Genomic DNA, 14,915 nt, shown 5'->3' on the forward strand with positions numbered 1-14,915 from the left:
CGGCACGCGCCGGCTCAACCTTGCGCCGATCAGTGTTCGATCTTGGCCCGCAATTCGCGCGCCGTCTCGAGCAAACCTTCATAGCCCGAGCGCGCGTGCTCCGGCAGGTCGGGGTCGCCGACCAGGGTGCCGAGTGTCTCGATCAGGCTGTACAGAATGCCGCGTGCAGCGGCCACCGCGATGTTGCCGGACGATACCATCTCGCCCACATGCGTGACCGCGGCGTCAAGATGTTCGATGTCGGGCACGTCGCCCTCGGGCCGTTTTTCAGGAGCATCGCCGCTCATGGTGGTGTGCCGTCTCCGTTAATCCAACGTTGATAGAAAAGGCTCATTTCGTTTCGTTATATACCGATCGCGCGCGGTCGTCCACGCGCGCGACCGCACCTTGACGATCGATTTGCCCAACAGCGGGCCGCGCTCGCCCGCATCGGTCCGCCGTCGCCGTTAGCGCCGCACGCGGCGTGTCTGCATCTTCACGGGTGCCATTGATACACGAGAATCTTCGCACGCGCGTCGTCTTCGACCAGCACGTCGTATTCGCCGTTCGAACGCAGCGTTGCGCTGATACCGAGTTTGACGTCGACCTGGCCGCTCGTATTACCTACCGTCGCACCCGGCGTCATGTATCCGACCTCCTGCCCGGTGGTCGCATCGTAGACGTGGATCTTCTGCGTATAGAGTTCCGCGACGAACACATAGTTGCCCGCCGTGGCAATCGAGACCGTCGTGATCGGTGGATTGGTCGTCGTGTCCCACGACAGCGGAACCACATACCGCTGTGTCGGATTACCCGTGCTCCAGTTGTCATAGCGCGCCATGACCGGCCCGGCCTCCTTCCAAAGCGATGAATTCCATGGAATCGCCGGCGTGAAGCCCGTCACGTACATCGTGTCGGTTTCGGGCACGTAGAGCGCGCGGCCCAGCCGATTGAACACCGCGGGCATCGGCCAGGTTTTCGCGGCCGTGTACTGGTAGATCGGATTGCCAACCGGGTCGAAACCTTGCAGCGGCAGTTCGCGAATCCCGCTCACCGGCGTGGCGAACCACACGTTGCCCTGCGAATCGACCCATATGAAGCTGTTGCCGATCGTGCTGAGCGTCGACGGATTACTGGTGATCTCATTCGCATCGAGACTGCCGTTGCCGTTCGTGTCACGCCACATCCATTCGCCGAATGCCGGCTGACCCGGCGGATACCCGCCCACGATCGGCAACTCCGCGATCATGCCCGACGGAATCGCGATATTGCCGTGCGCCGAGTCGAATCGGTAGAAGAACACCTGACCCGAGTACGGGTCGAGCGTAAACAGATACGGCTTGCCGCCATTCAGCCGCCGCAGCATCGGTTCGCCGCGCACGTCGCGGCCGATGTGCAACTCCGGATCGTCCGGGTACGAGAATCGATCGACGGTGAACGCGGAATACGTCCACTGATGCCCGGTCGGTTTGCTCCAGTCCATCGTGAAGATTTTCGATCCGGTATAGATCGTGTTCTCCGACGCCGGATCGAAAGTTGCGCTATCAACAAACGTCAGCCCGTCGAGTTCCCACGCAAGCGCGCGCGACACACCGGTGAACGCTTGCAGCACCGCACCCGAACCGACCGATGCGGAGCCGAGCTGACGCGGCCCTTCGCTGTTCTGTCCGACGTAGATGTTGCCGGCCTGATCGAAGCCAATACCGGTGATGCCGTTAAAGCTGCCGACCTGCGTCGCGCCTCCGTTGTGGAACACGCCACGGGACGTGCCAAGGCCGCTTGCCAGTTGCGTCTGCCCGCTCGCGGTCTTGTTGTAGATCAGAATGCTCTGGTTCGGCCCATTGTCGGAGATAAACAACTGGCCGGATGGCGCGATCGCGACGTCGGTCGGCACCACACCGGCGCTCAGCACCGGTGCGCCGGGGAGCGGCGCACCGGTCGACGAATAGTGCGCGACCGCGGGATGACCGGTCAGCGCGCCGGTGATGATCCACAGCGTCGAGTCGGTGTCGATCGCGATGCGGCCCGGCGAGGTCACGTTGAACGAGCGCAGACGCTGCATCGTGTTCGCGTCATAGACGACGACCTGGTTCGCGTACTGGTCGGACACATAGAGTTCCGTGTCGGTGGCCGCGAGGCCGCGAATCGCGGCATCGACGCCGGTCGTCACGGTATCGACAACAAGGAAGCTATTTTTGGTCGCATTGGCACTATTCGCGATGCCGCCAGCAAACGGCGCGCCCTGCGCGATATTGCTGACCAGACGGCGCGTGACGCCATACCACTGCTGACTGTTGGGTGGATAGTCAGCGCCGACCAGCGTGTTGGTCTGGTTGCCGATCGTCATCGCGGCATACACGTACGTGTGATTCGACGCGATCGCTTCGCCGCCGCCGGCTCCCCAGCCGTGTGTCGCGCCCGCTACGGCAAGCTTGTCCCCATTTTTATAGGCGGCAATTTCACTGCCGCTTTCGTCCCATTCACAATTGACATAAACGGTGCCATCCGGCGCGACATTAATGGCCTGAATGTCCTGTTGCATCCATTTTCTATCCCCGAAACCAAACGAATTGCCAAGCCAGGAAGTGGTGTAATTCAACTGGGATTGAGCACTGCAATTAATAGGGCCGAAGCTACTCAATACCAGCAGCGCTGCGGCCATGCGAGAGAATACTTTCACGATCTGCATCCTTGCGGGAGTAATGAAGCGAATTGCAGGTGAACGCTTGTAACCCATTGCGCATCGCTAGGGTTTCAGCCACACCCGAATTCGTCAGAAGAATAGCCGCAAATGGCAGATCACAATTCAGTTCAAAATGATGGAAATACCGCTCTATTGGGCGATTTGAATTTGCTTTTCCAAGATTAGTCTATGTTTTCGAAAAAACTATTCGACCCTTTGACAATCTGTTTTTTTACATTTTTTATTTGTATTTCAATTATATTTCACGATTAATTTCACCGTTGAAGCGCTATAAGATTTCCCTTCTTCGAAACACAGGACGCGGCACGGCGCCGAATGCGACGAGGTTGCCGAACACGACCAGCGCGAGCCCGATCACCGTCAGCACCGACCACCGGTAGCCCTCGAAAACGGTCGACACGGCAAGCGCGACGAAGGGGAACAGCACCGTGCAATACGCCGCGCGTTCCGGGCCGATCCTGCCGACCAGCGTCAGATACGCGGTAAATCCGATCACCGAGCCCGGCACCGCCAGATAGACGAGCGCGCCGACATATCGCACATCGGTCTGCGGCACGAACGACAGGCCCGCGACCGCGCTGCCGAGGGTCAGCACCGTAGCGCCGATCAACATCGCCCAACTGTTGGTGACAAGCGGATGCAGCCCGATCGCCTGCATCCGGCTCGACAGCAGATTGCCGATCGAAAAGCACATCGTGCCGGCAAATGCGACAGCGAGGCCAATCCAGACCGCGTGATCGCCGAAATGTCCCGTTATCTCCGGCAGCGACAGGCAGATGATGCCGGCCAGGCCAAACGCCGCACCGGCAATCGCGGTGGGCTGCAGCGGCCGCCCGAGAAAGAGCCGGCCGTTGATCGAGTTCAGCAATGGCGCGATCGAAAACACGACTGCGACGAGGCCGCTCGGAACCGTTCGCTCAGCATAGTAAAAGCACAGGAAGTTCACGCAGAAGAGCGCGAGCCCTTGAGCCACCAGGTATCGCCACGCCTCGCGCGGCGGCCGCATTGGACGACGCATCACGGCAAGCAGCACGAACAGCACGGCGGCGGCGAGCCAGAAACGGTACGCAATCGACACCGACGGCGGCACGTCGTCCAGTTGCCATTTGATGGCGATCCACGTGGTGCCCCAGATCACCACCGTGACGGCATAAAGCAGAAGATTCATCAAAAACGCCTACATGGGAAAATGACAGCCCGACTATGCGGCGGCGCTCGCCGTGCAGCTTGTCCGGAATTGCGCACTTTCGGGGCAGGCCGGGTGAATGTCGGGAATTGCGCAGCTTCGGCCCATGCCGCGCGACTCGATCGAAATCGCACGCTCTCCGTGCACGCCGGCCGCGACTTGTCTGGAATTGCGCACTTTCATCGCACGCCGCCGTGCGCATCGGCCGTGCCCTTTATACTGAGCGCTGCTCACCACTGTCGAAACCGCGTTTCGCTATTGTCGTGCCGTCAACCGTGAACTCCGTCCCGCTCCCTGCCGCCGCAGATCCGGCCGGCCCGCCGTTCGGCATCCAGTCGATCTGCAACACGCTGGCCACGTCCGACGCGACGCTCGACCGTTTTGCATGGTTAGGCGACCAGCTCGCCGTGGCGGAGTGGACCCGCATCACCGAGGTCGCGGAGACGGTCTACGAGCAGCCCGGCCACCATACGCTGTCGTGCTATCTGGACGGCGGCCATCGCACCGAGCGGCAAAGACTGCCGGGGCGGTACGGCGCGCCAAGCCGGCTGTGCGCGCTGCCTGGCGAACATGAATCGCGCTGGTGGGTGCGCGGCCATATGCATTTCGTGCACCTGTACTTCCTGCCCGAGCATTTCACGCAGCGCGCGATTCGCGAACTGGACCGCGAGCCGCGCGAACTGACGCTCGCCGACCGCACGTACTTCGAAGATCCGCACATCGCGCGCCTATGCCAGTCGCTGCTGAACGGCCGGTGGGACGATGCCGACGGCCAATTGCGCGCGAACGAAATCGCCCATGAGGTGTTGTCGCTGCTGCTGCGCTCGCAGAGTGTGAGCCGCACGGACGCGGTGCTCAAAGGCGGCCTTGCTGTTGCAACGCGCCGGCGGCTGCGCGACTACATCGACACGCACCTCACGCAAGCGCTGACGCTCGGCGAACTGGCCGGTGTCGCGAACCTCTCCGAATATCACCTTTCCCGAATGTTCAGGGTATCGTTCGGACTGCCACCGCACGCGTGGGTCGCGCAGCAGCGCGTCGAACGCGCGCGCGAGTTGCTGCGCAGCACCGGGCTACCGCTTGCCGATGTCGCCGCGCAATGCGGGTACGCGAATGCGAGCCACTTCAGCCATCGCTTTCGCGAAGCTGTCGGCGTCGCGCCGATCATCTACCGCACCGTGCTGGGCGCCGGCTAGCCCCCCGCGCGGCGCGGCCGCGCAAACCGGCTGACACGCGGTGAAAACCTTCAACACAAGGACAATCCATGAAGATCCGCGAATTCGGTGTCGAACGTTGGATGGATCTGTATGAGCACCGCTGCGAGCTGAATCTGGCGGAAACGTGCGTCGCGTCGCTGACGGTCGGCGAACTGCTGCGAATCGCGGGCAAAGAGGACGCACTGCTCGCGGAAATCCTGCCGATGAGGTTGACCTATGGCGCCATCGACGGTACTGAGCGGCTGCGCGCGAACATCGCGTCGCTATACGAAAAACAGCGAGTGCCGAATGTGCTGATCACGCACGGCGCCATCAGCGCGAATGCGCTGGTCTACGAAACGCTCGTCGAACCGGGCGATCACGTGATTTCGGTGCTGCCGACCTATCAGCAGCACTACTCGATTCCGGAGAGCTACGGTGCGCAGGTCGGCATTCTGCGACTGCGCGAGGAAAACGGCTTCCTGCCCGACCTCGACGAGCTTAGGCGCATGGTGACGGACAGAACGCGCGTGATCGCGATCAACAATCCGAACAATCCGACCGGCTCGCTGATGGATCAGCCGTTCCTCGAGCAACTCGTGGACATCGCGCGTTCATGCGGTGCGTATGTGCTCTGTGACGAGGTCTATCGCGGCACCGATCAGCACGGCAACGGCTTTACGGCTTCAATCACGGACCTGTACGAGAAAGGGATCAGCACCGGCAGTATGTCGAAGACGTGGTCGCTCGCCGGGCTGCGCGTCGGCTGGATCGCGGCGGACGTCGACCTGATCGCTCGTGTGCGCACGCATCGCGACTACAACACGATCAGCGTCGGCATGCTGAACGATCTGCTCGCGTCGATCGCGCTCGAGCATCGCGGCGCGCTGCTCGAACGCAATCACAGCATACTGCGCACTCACCTCGCGCTGCTCGACAAATGGGTGGCAGCGGAGCCTGCGCTGTCCTATGTGAAGCCGAAGTCGGGCACGACCGCACTGGTGCGTGTCGATGTCGATATGACGTCGCGCGATTTCTGCGTCGCTCTGGTCGAAAAGACCGGCGTGATGTTCACGCCGGGCAGCGCGCTCGATATGGAAGGCTATGTGCGCATCGGCTATACGAACAGCCGCGATGTGCTGGAAGCGGGGCTCGCGAGGGTATCCGGTTTCCTGAATGGCGTTGCACGCCGTTAGTCGACGCTGTTAATCGACGCTGTTGGTCGACGCTGTTGGTCGAGTCACCCGGCCGCGTCGATATTCGGCCTGGCGGCATACCTGCCGACCAGGCCAGCCACCCTCACCGTGTCGTCTGATCTTTCTTGCGCAGCGCTTCGGGCAAACCGAACATCATGATCGCCGCGCACACGAGGCTCATACAGCCGATCACATACAGCGCCGGCGTCGTGCTACCCGTCACGTCGCGAATGCGGCCGACCATCACCGGGCTCACGATGCCACCGAGCTGCCCAAGCGTATTGATCAGCGCGAGACCGCCGGCGGCGCCCGCGCCGGACACGAGCTTCGGCGGCAATGCCCAGAACGCCGGAATCGACGCCACCACGCCCGCGCCCATCACCGCGAGCGCGATAACCAGAAATACCGTCTGCTTGTCGAAAATACCTGCGGCGAAGAAGCCGACGGTCGCCATCAACAGTAAGCCAGCGACGAACTTCCGGCGCTCGCCGGTCGCATCGGACAGGCGACCCACCACCACCATGCACACCGCACCGCAAATATAGGGAATCGCGGTCAAAAGCCCGATGATCGTCGGGTTTTCCGTGCCCGCGCTGCGAATCAGCTGCGGTGCCCAGAAGTTGAGTCCATACGACGCGACCTGAATCAGAAAGTAAACCAACCCGAGCGTCAGGAAACCTGGCGTGCGGATCGCTTCACCGAATGACTGGCCGTGATGCTTCTGCTGCGTTTGCCCGTCGATCTGGCTCGACAGATAGTGCTTTTCCTGCGGCGTCAGCCAGCCGGCGTCCTCGACGCGGTCCTTCAGCACCTTCAGCACGAGCAGGCCAAGCACGATGCAGGGCAGGCCGCCGAGCAGGAACAGCCAATGCCAGCCGCGCATGCCGAGCACGCCATCCATGTTGCCGAGCACGAGGCCCGATAGCGGTGCGCCGATCAATCCGGAAAACGCGGACGCGAGAAACAGCAGCGACGTGATGCGGCCGCGGAAACTCGCCGGGAACCACAGCGTCAGGTAATACAGCACGCCGGGCGCAAAACCCGCTTCCATCGCACCAATCACAAACCGCAGGCCGTAGAACTGCCATTCGGTATGCACGAACACCATCGCGGCGGTCGCTAAACCCCACGAGATCATGATGCGTGCAATCCAGCGCCGCGCACCGACCTTGAAGAGCAGCAGATTGCTTGGCACCTCGAAGATCACGTACCCAACCACGAACAGGCTCGCGCCCAGACCGTAAGCCGTGTTCGAAAAGCCAAGATCGCTTTGCAGCTGGAACTTCGCGAAACTGATGTTGATCCGGTCGAAGAACGCAAACAGATAACAGACCATGATCAGCGGCATCAGCCGCCATGCAACCTTGCGGATCAGCGCCGCCGCATCCTGGATGCTCGTTGCCGGTTTGTCTGCTGCGACTGCGCCTAGATCACTCATGTGTGTCTCCGTGCCGGATTCGGCGTGGTGCCTTCCGGTCGTGCGTGTTCTTCGTGAAGTTCTCGTTCAGATCGTCGGGGGGGGGGGGTGGAACGGGCGTAACGGGATTGACGATCAGGCTTACATGCAGACAATGCCGGCCGGCACCGGATGCAGATCCTTATTGCGGCCGGCTTTCGCCACTTGCCCAGACATCTCGTGGCCGAGCAATGCGGGCAACGTACGCGATAGCGTGATCAGCTTGTCGAGATCGATGCCGTGCGGAATACCGACTTCCTCGCACAGGTTGACGAGGTCTTCGGTACAGATGTTTCCTGACGCGCCCGGCGCGAACGGACAGCCGCCGAGGCCACCCAGCGACGCATCGAAACGGCGCGCACCCACTTCATACGCGGCCATCACGTTGACGAGGCCAAGGCCGCGCGTGTTATGGAAATGCAGCGTCAGCGCGCCGGCGGGAATACGGCCCAGCACACGCTTAACGATGCGCGCGACCTGGCGCGGATTGGCCATGCCGGTCGTGTCCGCGAGCGTGATGCCCTGAAAGCCCAGCTCGAGGTACTTGTCGACGATCGACATCACGAGGTCTTCGTCGATCTTGCCCTCGAACGGACAGCCGAACGTAGTCGCGACCGTACCGTTCAGCGTGACTGACGCACCGCGCGTCAGCTCGACAACCTCGCCGAACCCGGCTAGCGATTGATCGCGCGTCATCCGCATATTCGCGAGGTTGTGCGTCTGACTCGCGGACATCACCAGGTTCAGTTCGTCGGCGCGCGCCTCGAGCGCGCGCTCCGCGCCGCGCCGGTTCGGCACAAGCGCGACATAAATGACATCGGGATTGCGGCGGATCTGATGAAACACCGCTTCGCCGTCGCGCAACGCCGGAATCGCTTTCGGCGATACGAACGACCCCCCTTCAATACGCGAGAAGCCCGCGGTCGACAGCGCATCGATCAGCGCGACCTTGTCGGGCGTATCGACCCACGTCTTTTCAATTTGCAGGCCGTCACGCGGCGCGACTTCCTGCACGATCAGTTTGTCGTATTGAACGTCGCTCATTGCACTGCTCCTTCGCGGCGAAGCCGCTCGATGTCGTCAGCTGCGAATCCCAGTTCCGCGAGCACGCCGTCCGTGTGCTCGCCAAGCGTCGGCCCGCTCCAACGCACTTCACCCGGCGTATCGGACAGTTTCGGCACGATGCCCGGCATCTTCACCGATGCGCCTCCGGGAAGTTGCGCCCGCAACAACATGTCGCGCGCCAGGTAGTGCGGGTCATTGACGATGTCGGCAACCGAGTAAATGCGGCCCGACGGCACTTCGGCGCGCTCGAGCGCGGCCAGCACGTCTTCGGTCGAATGGTGCGACGTCCATTCGGTAATCGCGGCGTCGAGCATCGCGCTTTGCGCGGCGCGGCCGTCGTTGCGGGCAAGCGCCGGTTCGTCGGCGAGGTCGGGGCGGCCGATCACCTGCATCAGCCGCTTGAAGATCGGATCGCTGTTGCCGGCGATCACGACATACGCATTGTCTTCCGTGCGGTAGGTATTCGACGGCGCAATCCCGGGCAGCGCGCCGCCACTGCGTTCACGCACGTGCCCGAGCAGGTCGTACTCCGGCACAAGGCTTTCCATCAGGTTAAACACGCTCTCGACCAGCGATACGTCGACCACCTGGCCTTCGCCCTGACCGGTCTTCACGCGCAGCACCGACATCAGCGCGCCGATCACGCCATGCAGCGACGCGAGCGAATCGCCGAGGCTGACGCCCACGCGCGCCGGCGCGCCGTCCGGCTCACCGGTCGTGTAGCGGATGCCGCCCATCGACTCGCCAATCGCACCAAAGCCCGGCCGATCGCGATACGGCCCGGTCTGACCGTAGCCGGAAATGCGTACCATCGTGAGCTTCGGGTTGATCTTATGCAGCGTATCCCAGCCGAGACCCAGTTTCTCGAGCGCACCCGGGCGGAGATTTTCGACGAGGATGTCGGCGTCGGCGACAAGCCGCTTGACGATGCCGGCGCCGTCGGCCGACTTCAGATTGACACAGATGGATTTTTTGTTACGCGACTGGAGGTACCACCACAGCGACGTGCCCTCATGAAGCTTGCGCCATTTGCGAAGAGGGTCACCACCGTCGGGAGCTTCGATTTTGATGACTTCGGCGCCGAATTCCGCCAGAAGCCGCGCGGCGAACGGCGCGGCGATCAGGGTTCCGATTTCGACTACGCGGATACCCGTGAGAGGCCCACTCATGATGCTGTCTCCTGATACTTGAAAGCCATTGATGAACAGCTTAAAAGTCCCGTGGATACAGCGTCCAGCCGCTATTCACCAATGACCTTTCGCGAAACGCGAAGGGTCATTGGTGCTCCATCAAACCGCGCCCTCGACCGAGCGCAGATGGTCGAACAGCAGGCGGCCGACCGGCGAAAGCGCCCCTGCGTCACGTACCACGATGACCAGATTGCGTTCGGCCCATTCGTCTTCCAGCTTGACGGCGATCAGGCCGAGCGGCTTGCCCATGATCTGAAAAACGTTCGCCGGCAACACGCCTACGCCCATATCGGCCTGCACCATCCGGCACACCGCGTCGAAGCCCGGCACATGAATGCGCAAGCGCAGCGGCTTGCCCGCCTGGCGCGCCGCCATGTGCGTACGCGCGTTGATCGAGCTCGCCGAATGAAGACCGACATGGTCGCTATCCAGCGTTTCCGCAAACGTGACGCGCTCGCGGCCCGCGAGCGGATGGTCTTCGCGCATCACGACGACCAGCGAATCGTGCCGATAGTGCGTCGCTTGCAGGCCACGCGTATCGGCCTCTCCTGAACAGATGCCGAGGTCCGCGAGACTGTCCGCGACGGCTTCGACGACACCGCCGCTCGGCCGCTCTTCGAGGTCGATCTTGATCTGCTCGTTGACCGACAGAAAGGCGCGCAAGTCTTCTGGCAGGAATTCGACGATTGCCGACAGATTCGCCATCATGCGCACGTAACCGCGCACGCCGCTCGCATGGCCGGCGAGCTCGATGCCGATATTCTCGACGTCGCGCATCACACGCCGCGCGTGATGCAGCAGCGTTTCGCCAGCCGGCGTGAGCGTCATGCCACGCGCGGTGCGCTGAAACAATGTGGCGCCAACGGCCTGTTCAAGTTCGAGCAGGCGTTTGCTGGCGGCCGAGATCGCGATGGCTTCGCGTTCGGCAGCACGCGTCAGCGTGCCTTCCTCGTAGACAGCAATGAATAACTGAAGCGTCGTGAGGTCGAGGCGTCTCAGCAGGTTCTTTAAGACCATAGGTCGGGGTGCGCAAGAAGCGGCAAGTAAGAAGTAGGAGCCGGTCCGTATTTTGCCGCGATGCGGCTTAAGGTGCTGGCAAGCGTACAAAACGTGTCGTCAATCACATTTTGCGCACCGCACAGTGCAGCCACCGCTACGGCGCTTCGGCCAACCGTCGTGCGGTTCGGCCTTCGTGCGCGGCCCTTGCAAACGCTTCAAGCATGCCTGCGTCCCCTTGTCGCGTCAGTCGAACGCGTACAGCGCAATCGGATCGCTTGCCGGGAAAGTGTCCATCAAGGCCTGATCGACCAGCCAGTCTTGACGCTCGCCCGCCTTCTGTTGCTGGGCCGCGAACGATGCTTCGTCGAATTCGAAATCGGGTTTGATATCCTGTTTCATGGTGCGCTCCTAAAAGAGGGAAGGGGTGGATGTCGCATGCAGTGATGTCGCTTACAGTATTGGCCGCACAACGCTTGCAGGACAATCCCGGCGCACCGCCCAACGCTGCCAGAGATACCGCGTCCTCTGCCAGTGCGCAGCAAACCGATCTTTCGAGGAGATGAATCGATGCCGAGTGTCGCGATTGCGATCTTTCCGGGCGTACAGGCACTCGACGTCGCCGGGCCCGTCGACGTGTTTGCGGAAGCGAACGGGTTTATCGACACCGCAGACCACTACCAGGTCATGCTGGTCGCCGCGGATGCGGGCGCGATGCGCGCATCGAATGGCATGTCGCTCAACGCCGATGCCACCTTCGATGCAACGCAGCGCGGCTTCGATCTCGCTTTGGTCGCCGGCGGTCCCGCGTTACCCGAGCGGGTGCCCGATGAACGGCTGCTTGAATGGCTGCGAGGCGTGTCGGAGCGCTGCGGCCGCTTTGGCTCGATCTGCACCGGCGCATTCGCACTTGGCCACGCGGGCCTGCTCGACGAACGCAACGTGACCACGCACTGGCAGCATGCCGCGCAACTCGCGGCGCAGTTCCCGCGCGCGCACGTCGACTTCGACCGCATCTACCTGCGCGACGAACGTCTCGTGACGTCGGCGGGCGTGACAGCGGGGATTGATCTGTCGCTCGCCCTCGTCGCCGAAGACCACGGGCCGCACGTCGCGCTTGCGGTAGCAAAGCGGCTCGTCGTGTTCTCGCAGCGCCAGGGAGGACAGTCGCAGTTCAGTCCGTATCTGACCGCGCCAGCCGACGAAACTTCCCCGGTCGCGAAAGTGCAGGCGCATGTGATGGCGCACATCAGCGGAAACTTCACCGTGAAGCAGCTCGCTGACGTCGCCGGTATGAGCGCGCGCAACTTCGCGCGCGTGTTCGTTCAGGAGACCGACGTCACACCGCATGAGTTTATCGAGCGCGCGCGGATGGATGCCGCGCGCAAGCTGCTCGAAAGCACCCGTCTTGCGCTGAAGACCATCGCCTACGATTGCGGGTTCGGCACCGCCGACCGGATGCGGATCGTCTTCACGAAACGCATCGGCGCAACGCCGAAGCAGTATCGCGAACGCTTCCAGAATGTGAGCGGGTAGGACGCACTGCGCGGGGTATCGCGATGGATGCGCCGCGCGGCGCTGCAATCCTCAATTTCGCGTGAGAAAATAATGCGGAATAACGGCCACCTTTCACGGGAATAACGATCATGCCTGATTCCGACGCTTTTTCTACCGTTCGCGCGATCGTCACCGGACATACGCGCGGACTCGGCGAAGCGCTTGCCGAAGCGCTGCTCGCGCGCGGCATCGCGGTACTTGGGCTATCGCGCACGAAACACCAGACGCTGACATCACGCGACCGATGTGTATTCGAGCAGGTCGAACTCGATCTCGCGAATCTCGAGCACATCACCCGATGGCTTGCCGGCAACGCTCTGCAGCGGTTTATCGGCGATGCGCAGCGCGTGCCGCTGTTCAATAACGCGGGCACCGTGCAACCGATCGGCCCATTCGATGCGCAGGAGCCAACGGCCGTCGCTCAATCGGTGGTCCTGAATGTCGCCGCGCCATTGATGCTATCGAGTGCCTTCGCTTCGGCAAGCGCCCATGCGGCAGACCGTCGTATCGTTCATATCTCGAGCGGCGCGGGACGCAATCCGTACGCGGGGTGGGCCGTGTATTGCGCAACCAAGGCCGCTCTCGACCACCATGCGCGTGCGGTGGCCCTCGATTCGAATCGCGCGCTGCGCATTGGCAGCATCGCGCCAGGCACGCTCGATACGGACATGCAGGCCGAGCTTCGCGCAACCCGCCTCGATCGCTTCCCGATGCGCGAGCGGTTCGCGGAATACAAGCGCACCGGCGCGCTGACCCACCCGCACGACGCAGCGGCAAAGATGCTCGACTACGTATTAAGCGACGCGTTCGGCGCCGCGCCGATCGCGGATCTTAGAGAGTTGCCGTAACGCCCCACCCTCACCCCTATCCGACACCCACCATCCGCCACACGCGCTATCCGTCGGTCAGACGCCGGATAGCGCGCATCGACAATCCGGCACTGATTGATTTTCGAAGCGAAATCTGATTGTTTCGATTTTTTTCATGCCGCGTACATTTATTTTAATAAGCCGGTTTGTTTTTTTTTGCAATTTCCCGTTGTAGCGTCTTATTGCCTGATCGGACGAAAGCATTGCTGATGATTCGGCGCCCCGCAACTGCGTCCCGCTACCCCCGCGTTCGCAGCGGCGACGGCAATGAGCGCGTCACAACGAAAGGGGACCGGCACATGGTGCACATGGACGTGCGGGAAAAGCGGTATGAAGTACTGGATGGACTGCGAGGTGTCGCCGCGATCGGCGTGATGCTGATGCACTACTCGGAAAACACCGGTCGCATGTTATTCGTGAACGCGGATATCGCAGTCGATCTGTTTTTCGTGCTCAGCGGCTTTGTGCTGATGCACTCGTACAGAAGCAAGCTGCTACTGGGCCTGAGCGCCCGCGAGTACGTCAGGAAACGCATTATCCGGTTGTACCCGATGTTCGCCATTTCGATGGCGATCGGCATCCCCGCGCTCATCGCCGCCGCAATGATCGGGCTCGCCGATTATCCGCTGCGCTCGATCATCGTCGCGTCGCTGGACAATCTGCTATTCCTGCCCTATCTCGGCGATCACGGCGTCGCCAACATGGTAAGCGGCGCTGCGCACTTGCCGGTTGAAAAGTATACGGTCGGGGAAATCTTTCCGGCCAATCCGTCCGCCTGGTCGCTGTTCTTCGAAATGTGCGCGAGCGTCGCGCTGCTGGTGCTGATCCGCCTGCAACGGCGCGATCTGATCAAACTGATCATTGCCAGCGCGATCCTGCTGTTCGGCACCGGCGTGTTGTTAGGCTTCGAGCACAAGAACGCAATACCGGTATTTTTTGGCGCCGGCTGGGGAACCCGTAATTTTTTCGCAGGATTTATTCGCGTGTCCTACGGATTTTCCATGGGCGTGCTGATCTATTCGCTGCATGAAAACCAAACACCGCTGAAATTCGGCAGAGCGCTGTCCGCGGTCATTCGCAACGATCTTGCGCTATACCTGCTGTTCGCCGTCGCCATTGCCTGTCCGTTTGGCATGAAAGGCCTGTATCCGATGGCGGTGATTTTTTTCGTTGCGCCGCTGATGGTCTATTGCGGCGCGAATATCGCGCCGACCGGACGTGTCGGCGCACGGGTCGCGCATTTTCTGGGCTGGATGTCCTACCCGATCTACTGCCTGCACTTTCCGATCGGCCGGCTGATCTTTATGTATTTCCCCGGCAGCGAGCATCGCCCGGCACAGGCGATCGCGCTATCGGTCGCGCTAACGATCGTGATTTCGGTGATCGTCACGAAGCTGCTCGAGGAACCGGTGCGCACGTATCTGACGAAGAAGTTTGCGTCAAGAGCACGCGTGGGCTTGAAGGCGGAGTCCGTTGTTTAACCGGCATGACACTCCGGAACGCCCGGCAACACTCAATGCA

The 14,915-nt window shown here is 61.7% G+C and carries 13 protein-coding genes; 5 read left to right on the forward strand and 8 right to left on the reverse strand.

The features are described 5' to 3' along the window. Positions 1-29: 29 nt before the first annotated feature. The 3 genes from HV796_RS12975 to HV796_RS12985 all read right to left on the reverse strand — a co-directional run bounded on the left by HV796_RS12975 (position 30) and on the right by HV796_RS12985 (position 3,851). Entirely contained in the window at positions 30-287 is a 258-nt protein-coding gene (locus HV796_RS12975; RefSeq protein ID WP_175226888.1) for a hypothetical protein, read from the reverse strand. 188 nt (positions 288-475) lie between these two features. Next, the gene (locus HV796_RS12980; protein WP_425497093.1) at positions 476-2,668 is read right to left on the reverse strand and encodes an NHL repeat-containing protein; all 2,193 of its coding nucleotides are present in this window, start codon (positions 2,666-2,668) and stop codon (positions 476-478) included. 283 nt (positions 2,669-2,951) lie between these two features. Further along, positions 2,952-3,851 carry a DMT family transporter gene (locus HV796_RS12985; protein ID WP_175226890.1) on the reverse strand — a complete coding sequence of 300 codons (900 nt, stop codon included), beginning with the start codon at positions 3,849-3,851 and terminating at the stop codon, positions 2,952-2,954. A gap of 293 nt (positions 3,852-4,144) precedes the next feature. Between HV796_RS12985 and HV796_RS12990 the strand changes: the two genes are divergently transcribed. Further along, positions 4,145-5,065: an AraC family transcriptional regulator gene (locus tag HV796_RS12990; protein ID WP_246355843.1), complete on the forward strand. Its 921-nt coding sequence runs from the start codon at positions 4,145-4,147 to the stop codon at positions 5,063-5,065. A 68-nt stretch (positions 5,066-5,133) separates the two neighbouring features. Then, positions 5,134-6,261, forward strand: a complete 1,128-nt coding sequence (locus tag HV796_RS12995) for an aminotransferase (protein ID WP_175226891.1) — start codon at positions 5,134-5,136, stop codon at positions 6,259-6,261. Between the two features lie 103 nt (positions 6,262-6,364). Here the strand turns inward: HV796_RS12995 and HV796_RS13000 are convergent, their stop codons facing one another. The 5 genes from HV796_RS13000 to HV796_RS13020 form a co-directional block, all read right to left on the reverse strand. Then, entirely contained in the window at positions 6,365-7,699 is a 1,335-nt protein-coding gene (locus HV796_RS13000) for an MFS transporter (RefSeq protein ID WP_175226892.1), read from the reverse strand. Positions 7,700-7,819: 120 nt separating this feature from the next. Next, the gene (locus HV796_RS13005; protein WP_175226893.1) at positions 7,820-8,761 is read right to left on the reverse strand and encodes a hydroxymethylglutaryl-CoA lyase; all 942 of its coding nucleotides are present in this window, start codon (positions 8,759-8,761) and stop codon (positions 7,820-7,822) included. Beyond that, a complete protein-coding gene (locus HV796_RS13010; protein WP_175226894.1) occupies positions 8,758-9,951 on the reverse strand; it encodes a CaiB/BaiF CoA transferase family protein in 1,194 nt (397 codons plus the stop codon). The genes HV796_RS13005 and HV796_RS13010 overlap by 4 nt, the downstream gene beginning before the upstream one ends. A 120-nt stretch (positions 9,952-10,071) precedes the next feature. Next, entirely contained in the window at positions 10,072-10,989 is a 918-nt protein-coding gene (locus tag HV796_RS13015) for a LysR family transcriptional regulator (RefSeq protein WP_175226895.1), read from the reverse strand. 225 nt (positions 10,990-11,214) lie between these two features. Further along, positions 11,215-11,370, reverse strand: coding sequence for a hypothetical protein (locus HV796_RS13020; protein ID WP_175226896.1), 156 nt, complete (start codon positions 11,368-11,370; stop codon positions 11,215-11,217). Positions 11,371-11,538: 168 nt separating this feature from the next. Here HV796_RS13020 and HV796_RS13025 point away from each other — a divergent pair, with 168 nt between their 5' ends. From HV796_RS13025 to HV796_RS13035, 3 genes are all read left to right on the forward strand, one after another. Continuing rightward, complete coding sequence (locus HV796_RS13025; RefSeq protein ID WP_175226897.1) at positions 11,539-12,504, forward strand: GlxA family transcriptional regulator; 966 nt, start codon at positions 11,539-11,541, stop codon at positions 12,502-12,504. Positions 12,505-12,614: 110 nt separating this feature from the next. Next, positions 12,615-13,373, forward strand: a complete 759-nt coding sequence (locus HV796_RS13030) for an SDR family oxidoreductase (protein ID WP_175226898.1) — start codon at positions 12,615-12,617, stop codon at positions 13,371-13,373. A 320-nt stretch (positions 13,374-13,693) separates the two neighbouring features. After that, positions 13,694-14,875: an acyltransferase family protein gene (locus tag HV796_RS13035; protein ID WP_175226899.1), complete on the forward strand. Its 1,182-nt coding sequence runs from the start codon at positions 13,694-13,696 to the stop codon at positions 14,873-14,875. Positions 14,876-14,915 lie beyond the last annotated feature (40 nt).

Source organism: Paraburkholderia humisilvae (genome assembly GCF_902859855.1).
GTDB lineage: Bacteria > Pseudomonadota > Gammaproteobacteria > Burkholderiales > Burkholderiaceae > Paraburkholderia > Paraburkholderia humisilvae.